Here is a 23,965-nt window from a genome sequence, read left to right on the forward strand (position 1 = left end):
TAGTTATCCGAAAGGCGTCTCTTTACTTTATGGAAGCTATTTTCCCATAAACAAATGGTTTTTAAAAGCTTTCTGTTTATGTAAAATACATTCTTTCTCATAATAGCATAGCATTTTTTAGGACGAGACTGAATAAGCTTTCATGAGAGCCTTAAAAATAGGACAGCTCTCCATCGAGATAGTAGGGGAAGCAGGACGGTTCGCATGTAGTAGATGCGAATTCTCTTAAAATGAAAAGGAGGAAGTGTGATGTCCGAATGAAATACCATGAGATGGAAGCGAGAGAGGTTGAAGACACGTTAAACACAAATAGGCATGAAGGCATGTCTGAAGAAGATGCGCAAAAAAGATTGGAGCAATTTGGATATAACGAATTAGCAGAAGGAGAAAAGCAATCCGCTTTACTCTTATTTTTTAGTCAATTCAAAGACTTTATGACTTTAATTCTATTAGTAGCCACATTGATATCTGGGCTACTGGGTGAATATATTGATGCAATCGCCATTATTGCGATTGTGCTTATCAACGGAGTATTAGGTTTTTTTCAGGAACGAAAAGCAGAGAAGTCATTAAGTGCGCTAAAAGAATTATCCACACCTCATGCAACAGTATTACGTGATGGAGAATGGAAGAAAATCCCCTCAAAAGAAGTCGTTGTTGGTGACTTATTGAAGTTCTCCTCCGGTGATAGAATTGGGGCGGATATCCGCTTAATCGAGTGCAATAACTTAGAAATAGAAGAATCGGCCTTAACAGGTGAATCATTACCGGTGCAAAAAACAGTCGCAGCAATTAAGCAAGATAACCCCGGAATCGGCGATATGGAAAATATGGGATTTATGGGTACGATCGTAACGAAGGGTAGCGGAGTGGGGGTTGTCATTGGCACAGGAATGAAAACAGCGATGGGACAAATCGCTGATATGATTCAAAGTGCGGAAACGATGACAACACCGCTGCAAAGAAGGTTGGAACAATTAGGGAAAATTCTCATTGTTGTCGCACTATTCTTAACGGTTCTTGTCGTAGGTATCGGTGTGCTACAAGGACAAGAATTATATACGATGTTCTTAACAGGGGTATCGTTAGCTGTAGCAGCTATACCAGAGGGATTACCGGCGATAGTCACTGTGGCCTTATCGCTAGGAGTCCAACGCATGATTAAACAAAAGGCGATTGTCAGAAAGCTCCCAGCAGTAGAAACATTAGGCTGTGCTTCTGTCATATGCTCCGATAAAACGGGAACCCTGACTCAGAACAAAATGACTGTCACCCATTTATGGAGTGGTGGGAACACATGGCAAGTAGATGGCATTGGCTATACACCAAAAGGAGATTTTTATCGCAGTGAAAAACGTATAGATCCGAAAAATGAAAAAACATTACAACAATTATTGATGTTTGGTATGCTTTGTAATCATGCTGAAATTCATAAGAAAAATAAAGAATTTGTCATTGACGGTGATCCAACAGAAGGTGCATTGTTAGTCGCTGGGATGAAAGCAGGATATAGTCGCCCCTCTTTATTAAATCAATATGAAATTCTCGAGGAATTTCCTTTTGATTCAACTAGAAAAATGATGAGTATTGTGTTAAGGGATGCCAGTGGCAGAAGATTTGTTGTCTGTAAAGGAGCACCGGATGTGTTGGCGCAGAACTGTGAGAGTATCCTGTGGGAAAATCGTAAGCAAGCAATGACCCAAGAGATGCATAGATCAGTTAATGAGGCAATTCACGGTTTAGCCTCCCAAGCACTAAGAACAATTGCAATAGGATATAAGGAATTGACTAATGAGGGCAGAATAACATCAGAAAAAGATGCAGAAAATCGATTGACGTTTATAGGTTTACAAGGAATGATTGATCCACCAAGGACAGAGGTACGAGCTGCGGTTAAAGAATGTAAAGAAGCAGGAATTAAGACAGTGATGATTACAGGCGACCATATTACAACTGCTCAAGCAATTGCTAAACAATTAGGTATTCTTAATAAGTCAACAAAAGTAATGGAAGGAAAAACATTAGCTACATTGAGTACAGAAGAGTTAGAAGATGTAGTGGATGATGTATCTGTGTTTGCGCGCGTATCACCGGAACATAAACTAAAGATTGTTAAAGCTCTGCAAAATCGCGGTCATATTGTAGCTATGACAGGGGACGGAATCAATGATGCGCCAGCTATCAAAGCTGCCGATATTGGCATTGCGATGGGCATTACTGGTACGGATGTAGCAAAAGAAGCATCTTCTCTTATTTTACTTGATGACAACTTTGCAACCATTAAATCAGCAATAAAAGAAGGGCGAAATATTTACGATAATATTAGAAAGTTTGTAAGGTATTTACTTGCATCTAATGTTGGCGAAATACTGGTTATGCTATTTGCAATGATTTTAGCGCTACCTCTGCCGCTAGTACCTATACAAATACTTTGGGTGAATTTAGTAACAGATGGCCTGCCGGCGATGGCGTTAGGTTTAGACCGACCAGAAGGTAATGTCATGAAGCGAGAGCCGCGAAATCCTAAAGAAGGCATTTTTTCAAGAGGGCTTGGCTGGAAGGTTATTTCAAGAGGTTTTTTAATTGGTGGAGTAACCTTACTTGCGTTTATGCTCACATATAAAGGCGATCCTAGTGAGCTCGCATATGCGCAAACCGTCGCTTTTGCGACATTAGTCCTTGCTCAATTAATTCATGTGTTTGATTGTCGAAGTGAAAAATCAGTTTTTGCTCGAAATCCATTCGGTAATATGTATCTTGTCTGGGCGGTTATTTCTTCGGTTTTACTTATGCTGATTGTTTTATATTGGCCGCCATTGCAACAAATTTTCCACACAGTACCAATCGCTGGTCGTGATTGGTTAATGATTGTTGGCTTATCAGCTGTCCCAACATTTTTGCTTGGCTTCACATATTTGGCAAGAAAATCGAAGTGAAATATGGTATAATCCTTTAGGTAGTAGAGTGAAACTCTATTACCTTTTGGTTTTTTAAAGAAAACTACATAATATATGAGTGTAAGAAAAGGTATGGTTAGTGCCAAATTTGTATAAGAAAGTTGTAGGTACTTCCCGCAAACGGCGAAAGGAAGTGTGGTTAAACGATGGTAGCGAGTATGACAGGGTATGGACAGGGTAAAAGGCAAACTGACACCTTCTCTATCACGATTGAAGTAAAAACGGTTAATCATCGTTTTACAGAATATTTCCTGCGCATTCCAAAGCAATTTCTCAAGCTGGAAGATAAAATAAAAAAAACGCTTAATCAATATATTAAGCGTGGTAGAATAGAAGTCTATGCAACCATAGAACAAACGGGATCGAAACAAAAGAAGATACGTGTGGATTGGGATTTGTTAGACGAATTTTATCGTTCAATGACAGAAGTGAAAGAAAAATATAAGTTAAGTAGTGAGCCTGGGCTAAAAGATTTACTTAATGAAGATGTGTTTGCTATTGTGGAAGTGGATGAAGAAGACGAATGGCTAGATGAGCTGATTCTTGAAGCGACAAATGAAGCTGGTAAAGAGCTGCAAATGATGCGGTTAGCTGAAGGTAAGGAGCTAGAGAAGGATCTTTTTAAACAGCTCGGTTTACTAACTGAATGTCTTAACCGCTTATATGACCTAGCCCCTAACGTGGTAAAGCAATACGAAGACCGTTTGCGAAAGCGAATGGAAGAATATGCTGATGGTCATATTGATGAATCAAGAATTATTACAGAGGTGGCAATTTTTGCAGATAAGGCCGATATCAATGAAGAATTGACACGACTCGCATCACATCGTAATCAATTTCAATTGACCCTTTCCTTGGAAGATGCAATTGGCAGGAAGCTTGATTTCATGATTCAAGAGATGAATCGCGAAGTCAATACAATCGGTTCAAAAGCGAATGATTCTACCATTGCTGGAGAAGTAGTTGAGATGAAAGGTCTATTAGAAAAGATGAAAGAACAAGTACAAAATATTGAATAAAGCGGTTTAGAAACGCGTGATAAAGGTCAAAATAGTTAACTGATGACGGGGGGACGCATATGTCAATAAAATTAATTAATATTGGCTTCGGAAACATTGTTTCTGCCAATAGAATCATATCAATAGTGAGTCCGGAATCGGCACCAATTAAGAGAATTATTCAGGATGCAAGAGACCGTGGTGTACTGATAGATGCAACATATGGCCGTAGAACGAGAGCAGTCATTGTCATGGATAGTGATCATGTCATTTTATCTGCTGTTCAGCCGGAAACAGTAGCTGCACGACTGAATGACCGCGATGATGTTATCGATGAAGGGTAGGATTTTCTAATGAAGGAAAAAGGTTTATTAATAGTACTCTCAGGTCCATCTGGTGTAGGAAAAGGAACAGTGAGAAAAGAGATTTTCTCGCAGCCTGATACGGCATTTGAATACTCTATTTCTATGACAACAAGAAAACCGAGACAAGGTGAAGTTGATGGAGTAGATTATTTCTTTAAATCTCGTGAAGAATTTGAAACATTAATAGAGCAAGATAAATTATTGGAGTATGCTGAGTTTGTTGGCAACTATTATGGAACCCCTGTTGATTATGTGAAACAAACGTTAAACGAGGGCAAGGATGTATTTTTAGAAATAGAAGTACAAGGTGCAAAGCAAGTGCGTGAGAAGTTTCCTGATGGCTTGTTTATCTTCCTAGTTCCACCTAGTTTATCTGAATTGAAAAATCGTATTGTTACACGAGGCACAGAAACAGAAGATATAATTAATAATCGTTTAAGTGCAGCTAAAGAAGAAATTGAAATGATGAAATTATATGATTATGTTGTAGAAAATGATCAAGTGGAAAACGCTTGTGACAGAATTAATGCGATTGTAGTGGCAGAACATTGCCGTCGCACTCGCGTTGAACCTAGATATTTGAAAATGTTGGAGGCTGAATAATATGTTAAATCCATCAATTGATTCATTGATGACAAAAATTGATTCAAAATACTCTCTTGTGTCTGTGGCTGCTAAAAGAGCACGGAAATTACAAAATAATGAAGAGCAATATCGTTTAGAAAAATATGTATCACATAAAAATGTGGGTAAAGCGTTAGAAGAGATTAATGCAAACGAACTATTTTATCGCTTAGGTGATACAACGCATGAAGGGGAAAAAAGGTAAAATACACATATATGAAAAAATAACAACCTGTATGGAGGTTGTTATTTTTGTTCATAGCCATAATATTTATAAAAAACAAGAAGAGATAGATGAAAAAGTGAGCGAAATTATTCATAATAAAAGAAAAATAACCTTTTGAATATTGGGGGTTTGTATAGATGTTGAATGGTAAAAAAATCCTGTTGTGTGTAACCGGTGGTATTGCGGTTTATAAAGCTGTAGCTTTAACAAGTAAGTTAACGCAAGCGGGAGCTTGTGTGAAAGTAATGATGAGCGATTCAGCTAGACAATTTGTGTCACCATTAACTTTTCAAGTGATGTCACGTAATGAAGTATATTTTGATACCTTCGATGAAAAGGACGCTAGTAAGATTGCTCATATTGATTTAGCAGACTGGGCAGATTTGATATTGATTGCACCAGCAACTGCGAATATTATTGGTAAGCTTGCAAATGGCCTCGCAGATGATATGATTTCTACAACATTGTTAGCACACACATCGCCGGTATGGGTTGCACCAGCGATGAATGTCAATATGTACAATCATCCTGCAGTGATAAAAAATATTGATACACTTCATCAGTTTGGTTATCAATTTATTGAACCGAGTGAAGGCTATCTAGCATGTGGTTATGTTGGAAAAGGTAGATTAGAAGAACCGGAAAAGATTGTGGAGCATATGAATCATTTTTTCAATCAAAAGGAACCGTTGTTAAAAGGGAAAAAGTTATTGATCTCAGCAGGGCCGACAAGAGAAAAAATTGATCCTGTTCGTTATTTAACCAATCATTCGAGTGGTAAGATGGGCTATGCGATTGCAGAAGTCGCAGCGAAACTTGGTGCGGATGTGACATTAGTATCAGGTCCTGTCCATATTTCTCCACCTCATGGTGTAAAAGTGATACAAGTTGAAAGTGCGGAAGAAATGTATGAAGAAATGATTGCGCGTTTTGCTGATGCTCATATTGTGATAAAAACGGCTGCTGTAGCAGATTATCGGCCTAAATATACTTATGATCAGAAAGTGAAAAAGAATGATGGTGATCAACAATTGGAATTAGAAAGAACTAAAGATATTTTAATGGCACTTGGTAAAAGAAAAAACAATCAAGTGTTGGTGGGTTTTGCGGCAGAAACAAATAATGTGGATGTATATGCGAGAGGAAAGCTGAAAAAGAAAAATGCTGATATGATTGTAGCCAATGATGTAACAAGTGCGGGTGCCGGATTTGGAACAGATACGAATGTTGTTACTCTCTATAAACGAGATGGGACTAAAACAGATCTCCCGTTGATGTCAAAACATGACGTAGCAGAAAGCATTTTAAAAGAAGCGCTTTATTTATATGAGGATGAGGGGAAATGATTGCTGAGGTCATTGTTGATGTACCGGCTAAGCAAACAGATCGACCTTTTGATTATGTTATTCCGCAATCACTTGAGACGGTCATTCAAATTGGGATGCGAGTCGTTGTCCCATTTGGGCCAAGGAGAATTCAAGGTTTTGTCATTGGGATCAAACCTCAGTCCACGCTTAATAAATTAAAAAAAATCATTGAGCCGTTAGATTTAACACCTGTATTATCTGAATCGCTCATTTCATTAGGAAATTGGCTATCAGAAGAAACTTTAAGTTATCGGATCTCTGCTTATCAAGCGATGTTACCAGCAGCACTTAAAGCAAAATATCAAAAAAAATTACAAGTTTCAACTGAAAACAAACAGTTGTTGCCGCAAACCTTACAAGGCTTATTTACTAACCAAGATAGCATCCTGTGGGAAGAAGCGAAAGAAACAGGCTATTTATCATTGTTACAGCAAGAAGTAACGAAAGGTCATATTCTAATTATTTATGAAGTGAAAGATAAAATAAAAAAGAAAAAACGCCTCGCCATTAGAAGCGCTCTTTCAACAGAGGAATTAAAGACTTATCAATCGTCTCTTACCCCACGGGCACAAAAACAACATGACGTGATTAATTACTTTATCGAAAATAAAGATTGGATATTCTTAACTGACTTAACGGCAACACTACAAATATCGAATGCCGTTGTAAAAGAACTAGTGAAAAAAGAAGTATTAGAGGAGAGCGAACGTGAAATTTATCGTGATCCTTATGAAAATCGTTATTTTGCACGAACAGAACCATTACTGTTAACATATGAGCAACAAGAAGCCATCGATCCAATCCATGATCGCATCGCAAAATCCCTTCATGAAGTGTTTTTATTGTATGGCGTAACAGGGAGTGGGAAAACAGAAGTTTACTTACAGTCGATACAGAAAGTACTAGAGAGAGGTCAAGAAGCGATTTGTTTAGTGCCAGAGATTTCACTTACCCCACAAATGGTTCATCGTTTCAAAGGAAGATTTGGGAATCAAGTAGCTGTGATGCATAGTGGATTATCTGCTGGTGAGAAGTATGATGAATGGCGAAAAGTTCAGCGGGGAGAAGTGAAAGTCGTTGTTGGAGCGCGATCAGCTGTATTTGCTCCGTTTGAAAACCTCGGTCTCATCATTATAGATGAGGAACATGAGACAAGTTATAAACAAGAGGAAAACCCAAAATACCATGCAAAAGATGTAGCAATAAAACGAGGGAAGCAAGGGAGTTTCCCCGTTATTTTAGGTAGCGCTACACCTTCACTCGAATCATTTGCTCGTGCTAAAAAAGGTGTATACACTTTGTTAAGTTTGCCGAAGAGGATGAATAATCAAGATTTACCACATGTGGATATTGTAGATATGCGTGAAGAGCTAAGAAGTGGAAATCGCTCAATGTTTTCTTCATCCTTATTAGAAAAGCTTCAATTACGTCTAGAAAAAAAAGAGCAGACTGTCCTTTTCTTAAATAAACGTGGATATTCTTCTTTTGTCATGTGTCGTGATTGTGGCTATGTTGTTAATTGTCCGAACTGTGATATTTCACTAACTTATCATCGCCACCAGCAGCAAATGAAATGTCATTATTGTGGATATGAGGATCATGTCCCCTCTGTTTGTCCAGAATGCCAGAGTGATCATATTCGTTATTTTGGCACAGGGACACAAAAGGTAGAAGAAGAACTCCATAAAGTATTGCCTGAAGCGAGAGTTATTCGTATGGATGTGGATACAACGAGTAAAAAAGGCTCTCATGAGCGACTGCTTAATGAGTTCCAAAAAGGCCATGCAGATATTCTACTTGGGACCCAAATGATTGCCAAAGGACTCGATTTTCCAAATATAACGCTTGTCGGTGTATTATCAGCTGATACAATGCTTCATTTGCCAGATTTTCGGTCATCAGAAAAAACGTTTCAGTTATTGACGCAAGTGAGTGGAAGAGCAGGGCGTCATCAATTACCAGGAGAAGTGGTCATTCAAACATACAGTCCTGAACATTATAGTATTGAGTTAGCAGCTGAACAAAATTACGACCAGTTTTACGAGCGCGAAATGATGATCAGAAAAGGTTTAAAGTACCCACCTTTTTATTTTATTACACTTATTACGGTCAGTCACGAGCAATTGATGAAAGCGTTAGATGTCACAGAAAAAATTACCACATTTCTGACTAGTCGCTTAACTAAAAGCGCCCTCTGTCTTGGTCCGGTCGCATCACCTATTCCACGAATCAACAATAGATATCGCTACCAATGTTTGATAAAATACAAACGGGAGCCAGAGTTAAATCAATCATTAAGAAAGATATTAGATCAATATCAGCAAGAAGTGACTTCGACTTCTTTGAAAATATCTGTGGATGTTAATCCATTTATTCTGATGTAAAGAAAAATAACTAAAAAAGGTTATAGATAGAGAAAATCGTCGAGAATGGTAATAATTTTAGTCTAGCTATGGCTGCCTGTTGAATGAGAAGATGTTATGGAGGATTTATATTTTGAGTGTTAAACAAATAGTGATGTACCCTAATACAATTTTAGAAGAAAAATGTACACCGGTAACGGTTTTTGATAAAAAATTAGTAAGGCTATTAAATGATATGTATGATACAATGATTGAATTTGATGGTGTAGGACTAGCTGCTCCTCAAATAGGTCTCAATAAGAGAATAGCGATTGTAGATATTGAAGATGAACATGGCACGATTGAGATGATAAATCCCGAAGTAATCGAAACATCAGGTGAACAAACAGATCCAGAAGGCTGTTTGAGCTTTCCCGGTATTTATGGTGATGTCACACGACCGTCATTTGTGAAAATAAAAGCATTCAATCGAAAGGGTAAGCCATATGAGTTCGCAGCAGAAGGTTTTCTTGCTAGAGCCATTTTACATGAGATTGATCATTTGGATGGAATCCTATTCACCACTAAAGTTAGCAGATATATAGAGGCAGAAGAGTTAGAGAGGTTGGATGAAGAATGACGAAAATTGTATTTATGGGAACACCGGATTTTTCAGTTCCGGTATTACGAAGTGTTATTCAAGCAGGTTATGAAGTCATTGCAGTTGTTACACAACCTGACCGGCCAGTGGGAAGGAAAAAGGTGTTAACTCCACCACCAGTAAAGGTGGAAGCACAAAAACATGGTATTCCAGTGCTACAGCCTGAGAAAGTTAAAAATAAAGAGGACTTGCAAGCTGTTTTAAATCTAGAGCCTGAACTTATTATCACGGCTGCATTCGGGCAAATTCTCCCTAAGCAATTGTTAGATGCACCTAAATATGGTTGCATTAACGTACATGCTTCATTATTGCCAGAATTAAGAGGTGGAGCACCGATTCATTACAGCATCATCCAAGGGAAAGAAAAGACTGGTATTACGATTATGTATATGGCTGAAAAATTGGATGCAGGCGATATTTTAACACAGGTAGAAGTCGAAATCGCTAAGGATGATACTGTTGGTAGCTTACATGATAAATTAAGTGAAGCTGGTAGCAAACTATTGCTAGAAACATTACCACCATTATTAAAAGGTGATTTGCTTCCGAAACAACAAGATGAAAATTTAGCAACATTTGCATACAATATTAAGCGTGAAGAAGAAAAAATTCAGTGGAGTAAACCAGCATTAGAAATTTATAACCATATTAGAGGGATGAATCCTTGGCCAGTTGCTTATACGACTTTGTCTGATGCAGTTATGAAAGTGTGGGCTTCTGTGATCATTGAATCAAAATCAAATCAAGTGCCTGGAACGATTGTCGGATTAGAAGAGGATGGCATCAATGTCTCCACCGGCGATGGTCAGATATTGAAGCTAACGGAGATTCAGCCATCAGGTAAAAAACGCATGAAAGCGAAAGATTACCTGCGCGGCGCAGGTGCCCATCTTCAAGTTGGCATGAAGTTAGGGGACAATCGATGAAAAAACAAAGAAAGAAAAATGTAAGAGAAGTTGCGATGGATTTGTTAGATGCAATTGAAAAGAACCAATCGTATAGTAATCTCCTGTTAAACCATGCTATTAATCAAAATCATTTAGAACAAAAAGATATTGGTTTGCTGACAGAACTGGTTTATGGGACGTTACAACGTAAAATGACATTAGATTATTATTTACAGCCCTATATAAAAAAACCAAATAAAGTGGAGTCTTGGGTAAAGCAATTATTAAGGATCACGGTTTATCAAATGGTTCACTTAAATAAAATTCCTGATCATGCGGCATTAAATGAAGCCGTAGAAATAGCAAAAAATAAAGGCCATAAAGGCATTGCTTCTTTTGTGAATGGGATATTACGAAATGTACAAAGAACTGGGATTAGACAAGTGGAAGAGATCAAAGATCCTATTCAAAGAATTTCAATAGCAACAAGTCACCCAGAATGGCTCGTTGCTAGATGGGTGGATCAATTTGGGATAGAAACAACGGAGGAAATGTGTAAGCTTAATTTACAAGCTCCGACTCAAACAGCGCGTGTAAATATTACGAAGGCTACGACAGAAGAAGTGATTACATTATTAGAAGAGGAAGGATATGCCGTGAAACGGAGTGAATGGGTTTCAGAAGCCATTCATGCTCTTCGAGGAAATCTTGCCAAGTCTTCAGCATTCAAAAATGGACTTATCACAATACAAGATGAAAGTTCAATGTTAGCTTGCTTGGCCCTAAATCCTCAAAAGAATGAAAAGATCCTTGATGCTTGTGCAGCTCCAGGTGGGAAAACGTCTCATATAGCTGAAGCGATGTCGGGGAGTGGAGAGGTTATAGCGATAGATCTCCATGAGCATAAAGTTAAGCTTATTGCACAAACAGCAGACAGATTAGGATTAGAGAATATTGATACTCTTGCTCTCGATAGTAGACAAGTTCAAGATCATTTCCCGCAAGAGTCGTTTGATCGTATTTTGCTAGACGCGCCGTGCTCAGGTTTAGGTGTGATGCGTAGAAAACCTGATATGAAATACACAAAAAAAGAAGATGATTTATCACGCCTGCAGTCCATTCAATTGGATTTATTAAATGCCATCACCCCATTATTAAAAAAAGGTGGTATGCTAGTGTATAGTACATGCACTGTTGATGAATCTGAAAACCATCAAGTCATTTCACGTTTTTTAAGTGACCATAAAGAATTTGTTGGAGACTCAACACTTAAGGCAAGGCTACCACAAGCGTTACAAACGTTTGTGAATGATTTTGAAATACAAGTATTACCGCAATATATTGGTTCAGACGGGTTTTATATCGCTTGTCTGAGAAAGAAGGTGTAATCACATGGAAAGAAGTGCAACAAAGAAAAATACAGAAACGAATCATCAACCATCCATTTATTCATTACAATTAGACGAACTAAAGGACTGGTTAAAAGAAAATAATGAAAAAGCATTCCGCGCAAGTCAAATTTTTGATTGGTTATATACAAAAAGAGTAACAAACTTCGATGATATGACAAATTTATCAAAAAGTTTGCGAGAAAAGCTCGATGCTTCATTTACTTTAACAACATTAAAAACGATTATTCAGCAACAATCTACTGATGGCACGATTAAATTTTTATTTGAGTTACACGATGGCTATTCAATTGAGACGGTTTTAATGCGTCATGAATACGGTAATTCTGTTTGTGTTACAACACAGGTAGGGTGTCGTATTGGTTGTACATTTTGTGCCTCGACTTTAGGGGGATTAAAACGTCATCTAGAAGCAGGAGAAATCGTTGCTCAAGTCGTAAAAGTACAACAAGCATTAGATGAAACAGATGAAAGAGTAAGCTCTGTTGTCATTATGGGTATTGGGGAACCGTTTGATAATTATGATCAAATGATGTCTTTCTTGAAAATTATTAATCATGATGATGGCTTGAATATTGGTGCTAGACATATCACTGTATCTACAAGCGGTATCATCCCGAAAATCTATAAATTTGCTGATGAAAATATGCAAATCAATTTTGCTGTCAGCTTGCATGCCCCTAATAATGATATAAGAGGAAGATTAATGCCAATCAACCGCGCTTATAAATTGCCTGATTTAATGGAAGCTATTCATTATTATGTGAACAAGACAGGTAGACGTGTAAGTTTTGAATATGGTTTATTTGGAGGAGTCAATGATCAAGTAGAGCATGCAGAAGAGCTTGCTGATCTCGTAAAAGGATTGAAGTGTCATATTAACTTAATCCCAGTCAATTACGTACCTGAGAGAGACTATGTAAGAACTCCTAGAGAGCAGATTTTTCAATTTGAAAAGGCTTTGAAAAATCGTGGGGTTAATGTGACCATCCGTAGAGAACAAGGTCATGATATTGATGCAGCATGTGGACAACTTCGTGCAAAGGAGAGAAAAGAAGAAACGAGGTGACAGTATGAAGGCTGTTTTTATGACTGATGTAGGGAAACTTCGTCAGCGAAATGAAGATAATGGTGGCATTTTTACAAACGCCAGTGGTGATCGCTTAGCTATTGTAGCTGATGGTATGGGCGGTCACCGAGCTGGTGATGTAGCTAGTGAAATGGCCAAGGAAAAGCTAAAATCTATGTGGCTGCTTGCACCAAAGATTGAAACCGCGGACCAAGCAGAAAAGTGGTTGCATGACCATATTAATGAAACCAATAAGGCTATATATGCTCACAGTAAAGAAGTAACTGAATGTGAAGGTATGGGTACGACCGTTGTTGCTGCTATTTGTACTAGTCGATTTGCTACGATTGTAAACGTAGGTGATAGCCGGTGTTATATTAGAAATGAAGCGGGTTTTCAGCAGCTAACTGACGACCATTCCCTTGTTAATGAACTGCTTCGGTCAGGGCAAATTACAAAAGAGGATGCTGAAAATCATCCGATGAAAAATTTAGTGTTACGTGTGCTCGGTACGGAAGAAGATGTAAACCAAGATATTAAAACAATTATTTTTGAGGAAGATGATAGACTATTGCTATGCTCTGATGGTTTGTCAAACAAAGTTTCAGAACAAGAGATGGAATCGATTATAAATGGAAATGACTCATTAGAGGAGAAAGCTACTGAGTTGATTAAAAGAGCAAATGAAAATGGAGGGGAAGATAATATTACCCTCGTAATCATCGAGTATGCAGATGATTGTGAGAGAGGGTGATAAACGTTGATGATTGGTAAGCGTATAAACGGCCGTTATAAAATTTTGGAAATGGTCGGTGGAGGCGGCATGGCCAACGTTTATTTAGCTCATGATATGATTCTAGATCGAAACGTGGCATTAAAGATGTTGCGTCTAGACTTCGCTGAAGATGATGAGTTTATTAAACGATTTCACCGTGAAGCTCAATCAGCTACAAGCCTAACTCACCAAAATATTGTGACGATTTATGATGTTGGAGAAGAAGATACCCTATATTACATCGTCATGGAATATGTTGACGGTCAAACATTAAAACAATACATACAAAAAAACGGGCCTGTCCCTTTGGAAACAGCGATTGATATTATGAAACAGCTGACATCAGCTATTTCTCACGCCCATCAAAACCAGATTATTCATCGTGATATTAAACCACATAATATCTTAATTGATCATGAAGGCAAGATAAAAATTACTGATTTTGGAATTGCAATGGCTCTAAGTGCAACTAGCATTACCCAGACGAATTCCGTATTAGGGTCGGTTCATTATTTATCACCAGAACAAGCAAGAGGCGGTATGGCAAACCGTAAATCAGATATATATTCATTAGGGATTGTCATGTTTGAGCTGTTAACTGGAAGATTACCGTTTTCAGGAGAATCAGCTGTTTCTATTGCATTGAAACACTTGCAATCAGAAACGCCTTCCTTAAGAAGATGGAACCCAGATATACCACAAAGTGTTGAAAATATCGTATTGAAGGCAACAGCAAAGGACCCTTTCCATCGCTATAATAGTGCCGATGAAATGGAAGAAGACCTCTCTACATCTTTGAATGAAGAGAGGATGAACGAAAGAAAGTTTACTGTACCTGATGACGATGATGCTACAAAAGCAATTCCGATCATTACTGCAGATAAAATGTACCATCCTACTGACGAAACGATTATTCATAAAATTGAAGAAAAAAATGAAGATAGTCCTGTACCTATTGTAAAAAAGGAAAGTCCAAAAAAAGAAAAAGAAGATACGAAAAAGAAGAAAAAACGAAAAAAAGGTCCAATGATCCTTATATCTACTTTTGTTCTATTAGTTGTGCTATTTGTTCTTTCCGTCACTGTTTTACCTGAGATGCTTTCACCTGATGATGTTACTGTACCAGATGTATCAAATATGAGCGTTGATGACGCGAAAACATTGTTACAAGAAGAAGGATTTACGATTGGTGAAGAAATCGAACAAAACAATGATGAAGTGAAAGCAGGGGAAGTTATAAGAACCGAACCGAGAGCAGGGAGGACACAGAAAGAAGGAACAGCAGTAAATATTTATGAAAGTATCGGTAAAGAACGCTATTCAATGGAGGATTTTACTGGTCGCCCATATAGTGATATAGAAGAGTTACTAAAAGAAGAGGGTTTCCAATCTATCCAATCAGAAGAAGAATTTAGTGAGGAAGCAAAGGGAACAATTCTAGAACAGAATATTGATCCCGGAGAAGAAGTGATTCCCCAAGAAGAAGAGCTCATCTTTGTCGTCAGCAAAGGGGAGGAACCGATAGAATTAAAAGATTTAACCGGTTATAATGATAAGGCCCTAGCAGAATACGAAGCATCTAGTGGATTAACAATTGAAGTAGCTGGAGAAGAGCATCATGCTGAGATTGCTCAAGGTGAGGTCATTCGGCAGGAACCTGGAGCTGGAGCATCTTTAAATGACGGGGACACAGTAAAAGTTTATCTATCAAGTGGGCCGGAACAAGTTCCTGTAGAAGTGAAAAGAGAAGTGAATGTACCGTATAAGCCAAATCCTGATAATGTCGGACAACCTCAAGAAGTACAAATCTTTATAGAAGATATGGACAACAATATTGATGAGCCATTTAATACGATTCATATTACTGAAGATCGAGTTATTTCCTTTTCACTGCAAATACAACCAGGAGAAACCGCTTCTTACCAAATTATGAGGGATGGACAAATGATTATTCAAGAAAATGTTCCGTATGAACAGTGATGTAGGAGGACTACTATGCCAGAAGGCAAAATCATAAAAGCTTTAAGTGGCTTTTATTATGTTTTGAACAAGGATAAAGAAATCATCCAATGTCGTGGACGTGGTGTCTTTCGTAAAAATAAAATAACTCCATTAGTCGGAGATGAAGTACACTATCAAGCAGAAAATGATAAAGAAGGGTATATTTTAGAAGTGAAAAAGCGTAAAAATGAACTTATTCGCCCACCTATAGCGAATGTAGATCAAGCTTTTCTCATTTTCTCAAGTGTTGAACCTACCTTTAGTACAGCGTTATTAGATCGTTTTCTTGTCCTGGTAGAATCGAATCATATTACGCCTATTATTTGTATCACTAAGATGGATTTGGCAAGTAAAGAGGAACAAGAAACACTAGCTGTATATGCTGATAACTATCGAAAAGCAGGCTATAAAGTTGTTTTGACTTCGTCCGAAACGGCGGAAGGGATTGAGGATCTTTATCCTTTCATTACGGGAGAAATATCCGTATTTGCTGGTCAATCAGGTGTTGGTAAATCTTCACTTTTAAATGTATTACGTCCTGATTTGCAATTAAAAACAGACGATATATCCTCTCATTTAGGGAGAGGAAAACATACAACAAGACATGTGGAGCTCATTGAGATTAATGGTGGACTTGTTGCTGATACACCGGGTTTTAGCTCTTTAGAGTTTACTGAAATTGAGCAAGAGGACTTACAAAATTATTTCCCTGACATCCAAGAACTAAGCAGCTCATGTAAATTCAGAGGTTGCATGCATTTGAAGGAACCTAAATGTGCAGTTAAACAAGCTATAGAATCTGGAGATTTGCCAAGTTATCGCTATGAGCATTATATTACTTTTATAGACGAAATAAGAGACAGAAAGCCGAGGTATTAACGCATGGTAAAAATTGCACCATCGATTTTATCTGCAGATTTTTCTAAATTAGGAGAAGAAATTCTTGATGTCGAACGTGGGGGAGCGGATTATATTCATGTAGATGTGATGGATGGTCACTTTGTTCCTAACATTACGATTGGTCCGTTAATTGTTGAAGCCATTAGACCGATAACGAACCTACCATTAGATGTTCATCTTATGATAGAAAACCCTGATCAATATATTCCAAGCTTCGCCTCAGCAGGAGCAGATATTATTACTGTTCATGCTGAGGCGTGTAAACACCTTCATCGTACAATACATCTCATTAAATCCTTGGGTGTTAAAGCAGGAGTTGTGATTAACCCAGCGACACCTGTCGAAGCGATTAAGCATGTGATAACTGATGTTGATATGGTGTTATTGATGACTGTGAACCCTGGCTTTGGTGGACAATCATTCATTGAAAATGTTTTACCTAAAATTGCTGAAGTAAAAGAATGGAGTAAAACATCTAACCCCTCTCTCGAAATCGAAGTGGATGGTGGGGTAAATGAGGAGACTGCAAAAAAATGCATTGCTGCAGGAGCGAATGTTTTAGTAGCAGGCTCTGCCGTTTATAATAAACAAGACCGTAAAGAAGCAATCGCTAGACTGCGGAATTGACCTGAAAAAGCTGATTTTAAGATTATACTTAGAGTCAGCTTTTCTTATGTTTCTTGCATTTTACGATAGTTAACAATTAAAAGAATAGTTCATAACCTAAAAGGATAGGAAAAGTGGAGGGCGTAGAGATGAAAATCAATATATTAGCAGGGGGACCACAACAGTATCTACCCAATCTCAATGACTATTGTTTTGATGAAGTATTATGGATAGGTGTTGACCGTGGCGCCTATACATTAATTAAAAAGGGAATCGCAATTGATTATGCATTTGGAGATTTTGATTCAGTTGATGAAAGTCAGTACAGTATGATTAAGCAGCATGTTCCTCATCTACAAAGGGTAAAACCGGAAAAGGATGAAACGGATATGGAACTAGCACTTTTATGGGCGATCGAACAAAAGCCAGAAGAAATTACGGTATTTGGAGCCACAGGTGGGAGATTAGATCATTTTTTTGCTAATACTCAACTGTTAATTCAACCACTTCTAAATGACATTCTAGTACCTATTCGTTTAGTTGATAAACAAAATCAAATTATGGTTAAAAAGAGCGGCCATTATCAAATTGCTAAGGAATCATCTTATCCATATATATCTTTTATTCCGGTAACAGAAAACGTGAGGAACTTGACATTAACGGGATTCAAGTACCCATTAAGTAATCACCTCGTACCTTTAGGGTCAACTCTTTGTATAAGTAATGAACTTATTGATGATAATGGTACTTTTTCTTTTGATAAAGGCATATTAATGGTGATAAGAAGTAAGGATGAAAAATAACTAATATTGATTCCTTTGTTCTAATATGAATAAAAAGAAGTAGTGCGTACGTTTATTACTTAAGGTGTGAGACTTTGAGGAGGGACTTAAATGAGATTTTATACAATCAAGCTGCCTAAATTTTTGGGAGGCATTGTGAGGGCGATGCTAGGGACATTTAAAAAGGAGTAAAGAGTACAATCTTTTTTTCTAACTTCTTTAGTGCGAATATTGTATAAAAAAAGAGGGTACCAATACTGGTACCCTCTCATTCATTATACGCGTTCAACTTTACCTGATTTCAAAGCTCTTGCAGAAACCCATACACGTTTAGGTTTACCGTCTACAAGAATGCGTACTTTTTGTAGGTTAGCACCCCAAGTACGTTTGTTAGCATTCATCGCATGAGAACGAGCATTACCTGTTTTTGTTTTCTTTCCAGTAATTACACATTGGCGTGGCATCTATATTCCCTCCTTACTAAAACATGACATCATTATTTTCATGTTTCGATCACAATTGTCAGTTACATCTAACTTAATATGAAAGTAGCTCGCACTAATTTCATACTAAAAAGATACTTTAATAATTTATCATACAAACACCTACAATGCAATAGTTTGCCTCTATTCTATCAAGAAAAAAACCTTGACATATATGCTGTGAAAATACGTTATAATATGAAAGAGGTAAGTATGGCTTTTAAAATGCTTACATGTATAGTAAAATATTCTTTATGAAAAGTGTAGTACATGCGTCTATTCGTTCCATGGCTTCATCAAACAATGATTGTCATTCATTAGATATTCACAATGAAAACGAAGACTAGCTAAGAAGAAGCAGTAATTTACCAGAAGGGGGAACAACAAAATGTCCATCGAACTAAAGAATAACTACGGGCAAATTGATATCTCAAATGACGTAATTGCGACAATTGCAGGAGGAGCAGCAGTCGACTGCTATGGTATTGTTGGCATGGCCTCTAAACATCAAATAAAAGACGGCTTATCTGAAATCCTGCGTAAAGAAAACTTTACTAAAGGTGTCATCGTGCGTCAGGAAGAAGATGAAGTACATATCGACATGTATATTATTGTTAGCTACGGAACGAAAATTTCTGAAGTTGCTCATAATGTGCAATCCAAAGTTAAATACACTTTAGATCAAACAGTCGGTCTAAGTACTGAGTCTGTTAATATTTTTGTTCAAGGTGTTCGTGTAACGAACCCGTAATGAGGAGGAAAATTTCGTGTCAATTAAAGTTTTAGAAGGAAAACAATTTGCGAAAATGATTGTCCAAGGAGCTAATCATTTATCTACAAATGCGAATTATGTAGATGCATTGAATGTTTTCCCTGTTCCAGATGGTGATACTGGGACAAATATGAACTTGTCAATGACTTCTGGTGCAAAGGAAGTTAAAAATATAACAACCAATCATATTGGTAAAGTTGGGGTTGCTCTTTCAAAGGGTCTATTAATGGGCGCTCGTGGTAACTCTGGTGTAATTCTCTCTCAGCTTTTTCGTGGGTTCGCAAAGCATATTGAGCAGAAAGAAAGTGTAAATGGACTTGAATTTGCATCTGCATTTGAAGCGGGTGTAGAAACTGCTTATAAAGCGGTGATGAAACCTGTTGAAGGAACAATATTAACTGTTGCGAAAGATGCTGGAAACAAAGCAGTACAAGTAGCACAAACAGAAGATGATATTGTTCAAATTATGCAAGCAATCGTTAGTGAAGCTAAAGCTTCTCTTGAGCGTACACCAGAGCTACTACCAGTGTTAAAAGAAGTAGGGGTAGTTGATAGTGGTGGACAAGGTCTACTTTTTGTATATGAAGGCTTTCTAGCAGAATTAAAAGGAGAAGCATTACCTGACTCCAGTGCATCTCTTCCGAAAATGGAGGAGCTTGTAAGTGCGGAACATCATAAAAGTGTACAGAGCCATATGAATACAGAAGATATTGTATTCGGATACTGTACAGAATTTATGGTTAGATTTGAATCTGAGAAGTTAGCTACGAATCCATTCTCTGAAGACAAATTCCGTCAAGACTTAAGTCAATATGGTGATTCCCTACTTGTGATTGCTGATGAAAACCTTGTGAAGGTTCATATTCATTCTGAACAACCAGGGGATTGCTTATCCTATGGACAAAAGTACGGAAATCTTATTAATATGAAGATCGAGAATATGCGTTTGCAGCACACAAACATTCTTGACGAAGATGAAAAGGCTTCCGCATCACAAAATGATGCTAAAGTTCCCCAAGAAAAACGTGAATACGGAGTGATCACTGTTTCAATGGGAAGCGGAATTGCTGAGGTTTTCCGTAGTATTGGGGCGCATGTAGTAATTGAAGGCGGCCAAACAATGAATCCAAGCACAGAGGATATTGTCAAGGCGATTGAAGAAGTGAATGCAGAAAAAGTAATTATCTTACCAAATAATAAAAATATTATTATGGCTGCTGAACAGGCGTGTGAAGTATCAGAAACCGATGCCATTGTTGTTCCTTCCAAAACGGTTCCTCAAGGAATGAGTGCGCTACTTGCCTTTAATCCATCCGCGGAACTATCAGAGAATAAGGATTATATGTCTGAAGCGTTATCGCATGTGAAAACAGGTCAGATCACTTTCGCAGTCCGTGATACGAGTATCGATGGTCTTGAGATTGAAAAAGGCGACTTTATGGGGATTGAAGAAGGCAAAATAATCGTTAAAGATAAGGATAAGCTTCAATCTGCTAAAAGTTTAATTGACCAGATGATAGATGAAGATTCGGAAATTGTCACAATTATTCAAGGTGAAGATGCCTCAAAAGAAGATGTAGAAGTAATTCTTAACTATATAGAAGAGAAGTATGATGATGTCGAAGTAGAAGTGCACGACGGCAAACAACCATTATATGCATTTATCTTCTCGGTAGAATAAATAGAAGAGAATGACCATGGGTAGCTTCTTTTACACTGCTCCCGTGGTCTTTTTTCATCAAATGACTCACTGCCTTCTCCTACTTACTGCAATTGGAATTTGATATCGATGGTTAGGAGGGTAATTAGAGGTTAGTTATTTAATCATTTGGTTTATGAAACTATGCCTCTGTCTTCGCCTTAGTGCTCGCCAAAAGGGCGAGTTTTCTTTATTTCTCGTAAAGAAAGGCTGTTTTGAAAAGGAGGGTCAAGTATGTTAAGTGACAAAGTAGATCATATAAAGGGGTTGGGTCAATCTGCTGCAGATAATCTGAAAGATATGGGGATCACCACTGTAGGCGACTTGATTGAATACTTGCCTTTTCGTTATGAAGATTATCGTCTAAAAGATTTAAGTGAAATCAAACATGAAGAAAGAATTACAGTTGAGGGGAAAGTCCATTCACAGCCCACACTTAGTTTTTATGGACGTAAACGTTCGCGCTTAACATTTAGAGTTTTAGTCGATCACTACCTCATACAAGTAATTGCTTTTAATCAACCATATTTAAAAAAACAAATAGAATTAAATGATACAGTTACTATTACGGGAAAGTGGGACCAACATCGCCAAACGATTACACTAGGTAAACTCAGCAAAGGTGAGGTTACGCAAACGAATGCATTTGAACCTGTTTATGCCGTTAAAGGCAAAGTCACAGTGAAGTCTTTACGTCGCTATATTAAGCACGCACTTGATCAATACGGACACGATATAGTAGAAACACTACCTTCAGAATATATTGGGGCATATCGGTTGATGGCGCGTGAAAAAGCGATTCGTACATTACATTATCCTGATACTCCGGAAATGCTAAAGCAAGCAAGAAGAAGGTTAGTATATGAAGAGTTCTTTTATTTCCAATTAAAAATCCAAGCATTACGAAAAATAGAAAGAGAAAGTAGTGCAGGTGTGAACATTGATTATGATCTGCAACGCTTAAAGTCATTTATAGATACACTTCCATTTGAACTGACGGGTGCACAAAAAAGAGTTGTCAATGAAATTCTCTTTGATATGAAATCTAACTATCGTATGAATCGACTGCTTCAAGGTGATGTTGGATCAGGTAAAACAGCAGTTGCTGCTATTATGTTATTCGCTGCTAATAGTGCGGGTTATCAAGGTGCATTAATGGTACCAACAGAGATTTTAGCTGAACAACATGCAGAATCACTGGCTATGATGTTTGCGAATTATCCAATAAGGATTGAAAGATTAACAAGTTCAGTGAAGGGGAAAAAGAGAAGAGAACTACTTGCAGAATTAGAGGCTGGTAACATTGATATTGTTATTGGTACACATGCGCTTATTCAAACGGAAGTTGTTTTTAAAAAATTAGGACTTGTTATTACAGATGAACAACATCGCTTTGGTGTTGAGCAGCGTCGTGTATTAAGACAAAAGGGTGAAAACCCTAACGTGTTATTCATGACTGCGACGCCGATACCGAGAACTTTGGCCATAACCGCATTTGGCGAAATGGATGTATCCATCATTGATGAAATGCCAGCAGGTAGGAAAGTAATAGAAACGTATTGGGCAAAACTAGATATGTTAGAAAGGGTATTAGGCTTTATGGAGAAAGAATTGCGTGGAGGACAGCAAGCTTATGTGATTTGCCCACTCATTGAAGAATCAGAGAAACTTGATGTCCAAAATGCAATTGATGTCCACACTATTCTTATGCAATATTTTCAGGATAGGTATAAAGTTGGTTTAATGCACGGGCGTCTACACCCTGATGAGAAAGAAGATGTGATGAAGAAGTTTAGTGACAATCAGACGCAAGTACTAGTATCTACAACTGTGGTTGAGGTAGGTGTCAATGTACCGAATGCCACAATGATGCTCATCTACGATGCTGATCGTTTTGGGCTAGCTACGCTTCATCAATTAAGAGGAAGAGTTGGTAGAGGAGATAAACAGTCCTATTGTATATTACTAGCTGATCCTAAGTCAGAAGTTGGTAAAGAAAGAATGCGGATTATGACAGAAACGAATGATGGGTTTGTTTTAAGTGAGAAGGATTTAGAGCTACGTGGTCCAGGTGATTTTTTTGGTCGCAAGCAAAGTGGGCTTCCTGAATTCAAGGTAGCTGACATGGTGCATGATTACCGTGCGCTTGAAGTGGCAAGAAATGATGCTACTCAATTAATTCAGACAGATAGCTTTTGGTATGAAAAAAAATATCAAATATTGAGGGATTACTTAAGGGATAATGGTGTGCTTGAAGGTGAGAAGTTAGATTAATAAAAAGGGAATGAAAGGAGATATGCGGACTAGAAGCAGCTATCTATTTGAATAAATAGTTTGAGGTAAACATTGCCTAGATGCTCGCTAGTAAGCTTAAGACTTTAAAAGGTCAATAGTAGCAATAATTACTTCTTGCAATATAATAGCTATAATTATATACTACTATTAGTACCTAGTCTTAATTTTCTTGGACGGTGTATAAAAAATGAAAAGAAATAAAAAGCAACGACAATCATTGTTAGTAGAAACGATAAAAGAGAACCCATTCATTACGGATGAAGATTTAGCCGATAAGTTTTCTGTCAGTGTGCAGACGATTAGGCTTGATCGGTTAGAGCTCTCAATACCTGAATTGAGAGAAAGAATAAAAACAGTCGCTGAAAAAAATTTTGAGGACGAGGTTGTCGCGCTGCCTATTGAGGAAGTAATAGGGGAAATCATTGATATTGAGTTAGATAATGTAGCCATTTCTATATTCGATGTCAAAGAGGAGCACGTTTTTAAACGAAATCAAATTGCGCGTGGACATCACTTATTTGCTCAAGCAAACTCTTTAGCGGTCGCGGTTATTAATGATGACCTTGCCTTAACAGCGAAAGCAAATATTCACTTTACTCGCTCGGTAAAGCAAGGGGAACGAGTAGTATGTAAAGCGAAAGTGATAAGTATCGATAACGATCGGACAAAGATAGAGGTTATAAGTACCGTACATAATGAATGTGTTTTTAAAGGTGAGTTTGATATGTATCGCTCGCATCAATAAAAA

22 protein-coding genes are annotated in these 23,965 nt (G+C 37.6%); 21 read left to right on the forward strand and 1 reads right to left on the reverse strand.

Annotated features, from left to right (window positions below):
* Window positions 1-257 precede the first annotated feature (257 nt).
* The 17 genes from MKY26_RS04000 to spoVM all read left to right on the forward strand — a co-directional run bounded on the left by MKY26_RS04000 (window position 258) and on the right by spoVM (window position 18,161).
* On the forward strand, window positions 258-2,936 hold the full coding sequence (locus MKY26_RS04000) for a cation-translocating P-type ATPase (RefSeq protein WP_307314500.1): 2,679 nt from the start codon (window positions 258-260) through the stop codon (window positions 2,934-2,936).
* A gap of 167 nt (window positions 2,937-3,103) precedes the next feature.
* Window positions 3,104-3,976, forward strand: a complete 873-nt coding sequence (locus MKY26_RS04005) for a YicC/YloC family endoribonuclease (RefSeq protein ID WP_224938566.1) — start codon at window positions 3,104-3,106, stop codon at window positions 3,974-3,976.
* Between the two features lie 59 nt (window positions 3,977-4,035).
* Complete coding sequence (gene remA / locus MKY26_RS04010; RefSeq protein WP_095369581.1) at window positions 4,036-4,299, forward strand: extracellular matrix/biofilm regulator RemA; 264 nt, start codon at window positions 4,036-4,038, stop codon at window positions 4,297-4,299.
* A 9-nt stretch (window positions 4,300-4,308) separates the two neighbouring features.
* A complete protein-coding gene (gmk, locus tag MKY26_RS04015; protein ID WP_095369580.1) occupies window positions 4,309-4,923 on the forward strand; it encodes a guanylate kinase in 615 nt (204 codons plus the stop codon).
* A 1-nt stretch (window position 4,924) separates the two neighbouring features.
* Window positions 4,925-5,149: a DNA-directed RNA polymerase subunit omega gene (gene rpoZ, locus MKY26_RS04020; protein WP_095369579.1), complete on the forward strand. Its 225-nt coding sequence runs from the start codon at window positions 4,925-4,927 to the stop codon at window positions 5,147-5,149.
* 158 nt (window positions 5,150-5,307) lie between these two features.
* Window positions 5,308-6,516 (forward strand): bifunctional phosphopantothenoylcysteine decarboxylase/phosphopantothenate--cysteine ligase CoaBC, encoded by a 1,209-nt coding sequence (gene coaBC / locus MKY26_RS04025; RefSeq protein WP_341092168.1) that lies wholly within the window; start codon window positions 5,308-5,310, stop codon window positions 6,514-6,516.
* Entirely contained in the window at window positions 6,513-8,921 is a 2,409-nt protein-coding gene (gene priA / locus MKY26_RS04030; protein ID WP_341092170.1) for a primosomal protein N', read from the forward strand. Before coaBC ends, priA begins: the two co-directional genes overlap by 4 nt.
* A gap of 112 nt (window positions 8,922-9,033) precedes the next feature.
* A complete protein-coding gene (gene def, locus MKY26_RS04035; protein ID WP_095369576.1) occupies window positions 9,034-9,519 on the forward strand; it encodes a peptide deformylase in 486 nt (161 codons plus the stop codon).
* On the forward strand, window positions 9,516-10,466 hold the full coding sequence (gene fmt, locus MKY26_RS04040; RefSeq protein ID WP_322909219.1) for a methionyl-tRNA formyltransferase: 951 nt from the start codon (window positions 9,516-9,518) through the stop codon (window positions 10,464-10,466). The genes def and fmt overlap by 4 nt, the downstream gene beginning before the upstream one ends.
* Window positions 10,463-11,815, forward strand: a complete 1,353-nt coding sequence (gene rsmB, locus MKY26_RS04045; protein WP_322909220.1) for a 16S rRNA (cytosine(967)-C(5))-methyltransferase RsmB — start codon at window positions 10,463-10,465, stop codon at window positions 11,813-11,815. Before fmt ends, rsmB begins: the two co-directional genes overlap by 4 nt.
* A gap of 4 nt (window positions 11,816-11,819) precedes the next feature.
* The gene (gene rlmN, locus MKY26_RS04050) at window positions 11,820-12,905 is read left to right on the forward strand and encodes a 23S rRNA (adenine(2503)-C(2))-methyltransferase RlmN (protein WP_095369573.1); all 1,086 of its coding nucleotides are present in this window, start codon (window positions 11,820-11,822) and stop codon (window positions 12,903-12,905) included.
* 4 nt (window positions 12,906-12,909) lie between these two features.
* A complete protein-coding gene (locus MKY26_RS04055; RefSeq protein WP_095369572.1) occupies window positions 12,910-13,659 on the forward strand; it encodes a Stp1/IreP family PP2C-type Ser/Thr phosphatase in 750 nt (249 codons plus the stop codon).
* Window positions 13,660-13,668: 9 nt separating this feature from the next.
* Window positions 13,669-15,660: a Stk1 family PASTA domain-containing Ser/Thr kinase gene (gene pknB / locus MKY26_RS04060; protein WP_307314487.1), complete on the forward strand. Its 1,992-nt coding sequence runs from the start codon at window positions 13,669-13,671 to the stop codon at window positions 15,658-15,660.
* 15 nt (window positions 15,661-15,675) lie between these two features.
* Window positions 15,676-16,560, forward strand: coding sequence for a ribosome small subunit-dependent GTPase A (gene rsgA / locus MKY26_RS04065; protein ID WP_341092172.1), 885 nt, complete (start codon window positions 15,676-15,678; stop codon window positions 16,558-16,560).
* A 3-nt stretch (window positions 16,561-16,563) separates the two neighbouring features.
* Window positions 16,564-17,208 carry a ribulose-phosphate 3-epimerase gene (gene rpe / locus MKY26_RS04070; protein ID WP_224938574.1) on the forward strand — a complete coding sequence of 215 codons (645 nt, stop codon included), beginning with the start codon at window positions 16,564-16,566 and terminating at the stop codon, window positions 17,206-17,208.
* Window positions 17,209-17,336: 128 nt separating this feature from the next.
* Entirely contained in the window at window positions 17,337-17,990 is a 654-nt protein-coding gene (locus MKY26_RS04075; RefSeq protein ID WP_341092175.1) for a thiamine diphosphokinase, read from the forward strand.
* 90 nt (window positions 17,991-18,080) lie between these two features.
* On the forward strand, window positions 18,081-18,161 hold the full coding sequence (gene spoVM, locus MKY26_RS04080; RefSeq protein ID WP_095369568.1) for a stage V sporulation protein SpoVM: 81 nt from the start codon (window positions 18,081-18,083) through the stop codon (window positions 18,159-18,161).
* 83 nt (window positions 18,162-18,244) lie between these two features.
* On the opposite strand, the gene rpmB is transcribed toward spoVM, so the two are convergent.
* Entirely contained in the window at window positions 18,245-18,433 is a 189-nt protein-coding gene (gene rpmB / locus MKY26_RS04085) for a 50S ribosomal protein L28 (protein WP_095369567.1), read from the reverse strand.
* A gap of 406 nt (window positions 18,434-18,839) precedes the next feature.
* Between rpmB and MKY26_RS04090 the strand changes: the two genes are divergently transcribed.
* The 4 genes from MKY26_RS04090 to fapR all read left to right on the forward strand — a co-directional run bounded on the left by MKY26_RS04090 (window position 18,840) and on the right by fapR (window position 23,962).
* Entirely contained in the window at window positions 18,840-19,202 is a 363-nt protein-coding gene (locus MKY26_RS04090) for an Asp23/Gls24 family envelope stress response protein (protein WP_095369566.1), read from the forward strand.
* Window positions 19,203-19,218: 16 nt separating this feature from the next.
* Window positions 19,219-20,904, forward strand: a complete 1,686-nt coding sequence (locus tag MKY26_RS04095; protein ID WP_341092177.1) for a DAK2 domain-containing protein — start codon at window positions 19,219-19,221, stop codon at window positions 20,902-20,904.
* 252 nt (window positions 20,905-21,156) lie between these two features.
* Window positions 21,157-23,196, forward strand: coding sequence for an ATP-dependent DNA helicase RecG (recG, locus tag MKY26_RS04100; protein ID WP_341092179.1), 2,040 nt, complete (start codon window positions 21,157-21,159; stop codon window positions 23,194-23,196).
* Window positions 23,197-23,404: 208 nt separating this feature from the next.
* Window positions 23,405-23,962 (forward strand): transcription factor FapR, encoded by a 558-nt coding sequence (fapR, locus tag MKY26_RS04105; protein ID WP_095369563.1) that lies wholly within the window; start codon window positions 23,405-23,407, stop codon window positions 23,960-23,962.
* The last annotated feature ends 3 nt before the right edge of the window (window positions 23,963-23,965 follow it).

The sequence above is a fragment of the Cytobacillus sp. FSL R7-0680 genome (assembly GCF_038009245.1).
Classification (GTDB): domain Bacteria; phylum Bacillota; class Bacilli; order Bacillales; family Cytobacillaceae; genus Cytobacillus; species Cytobacillus kochii.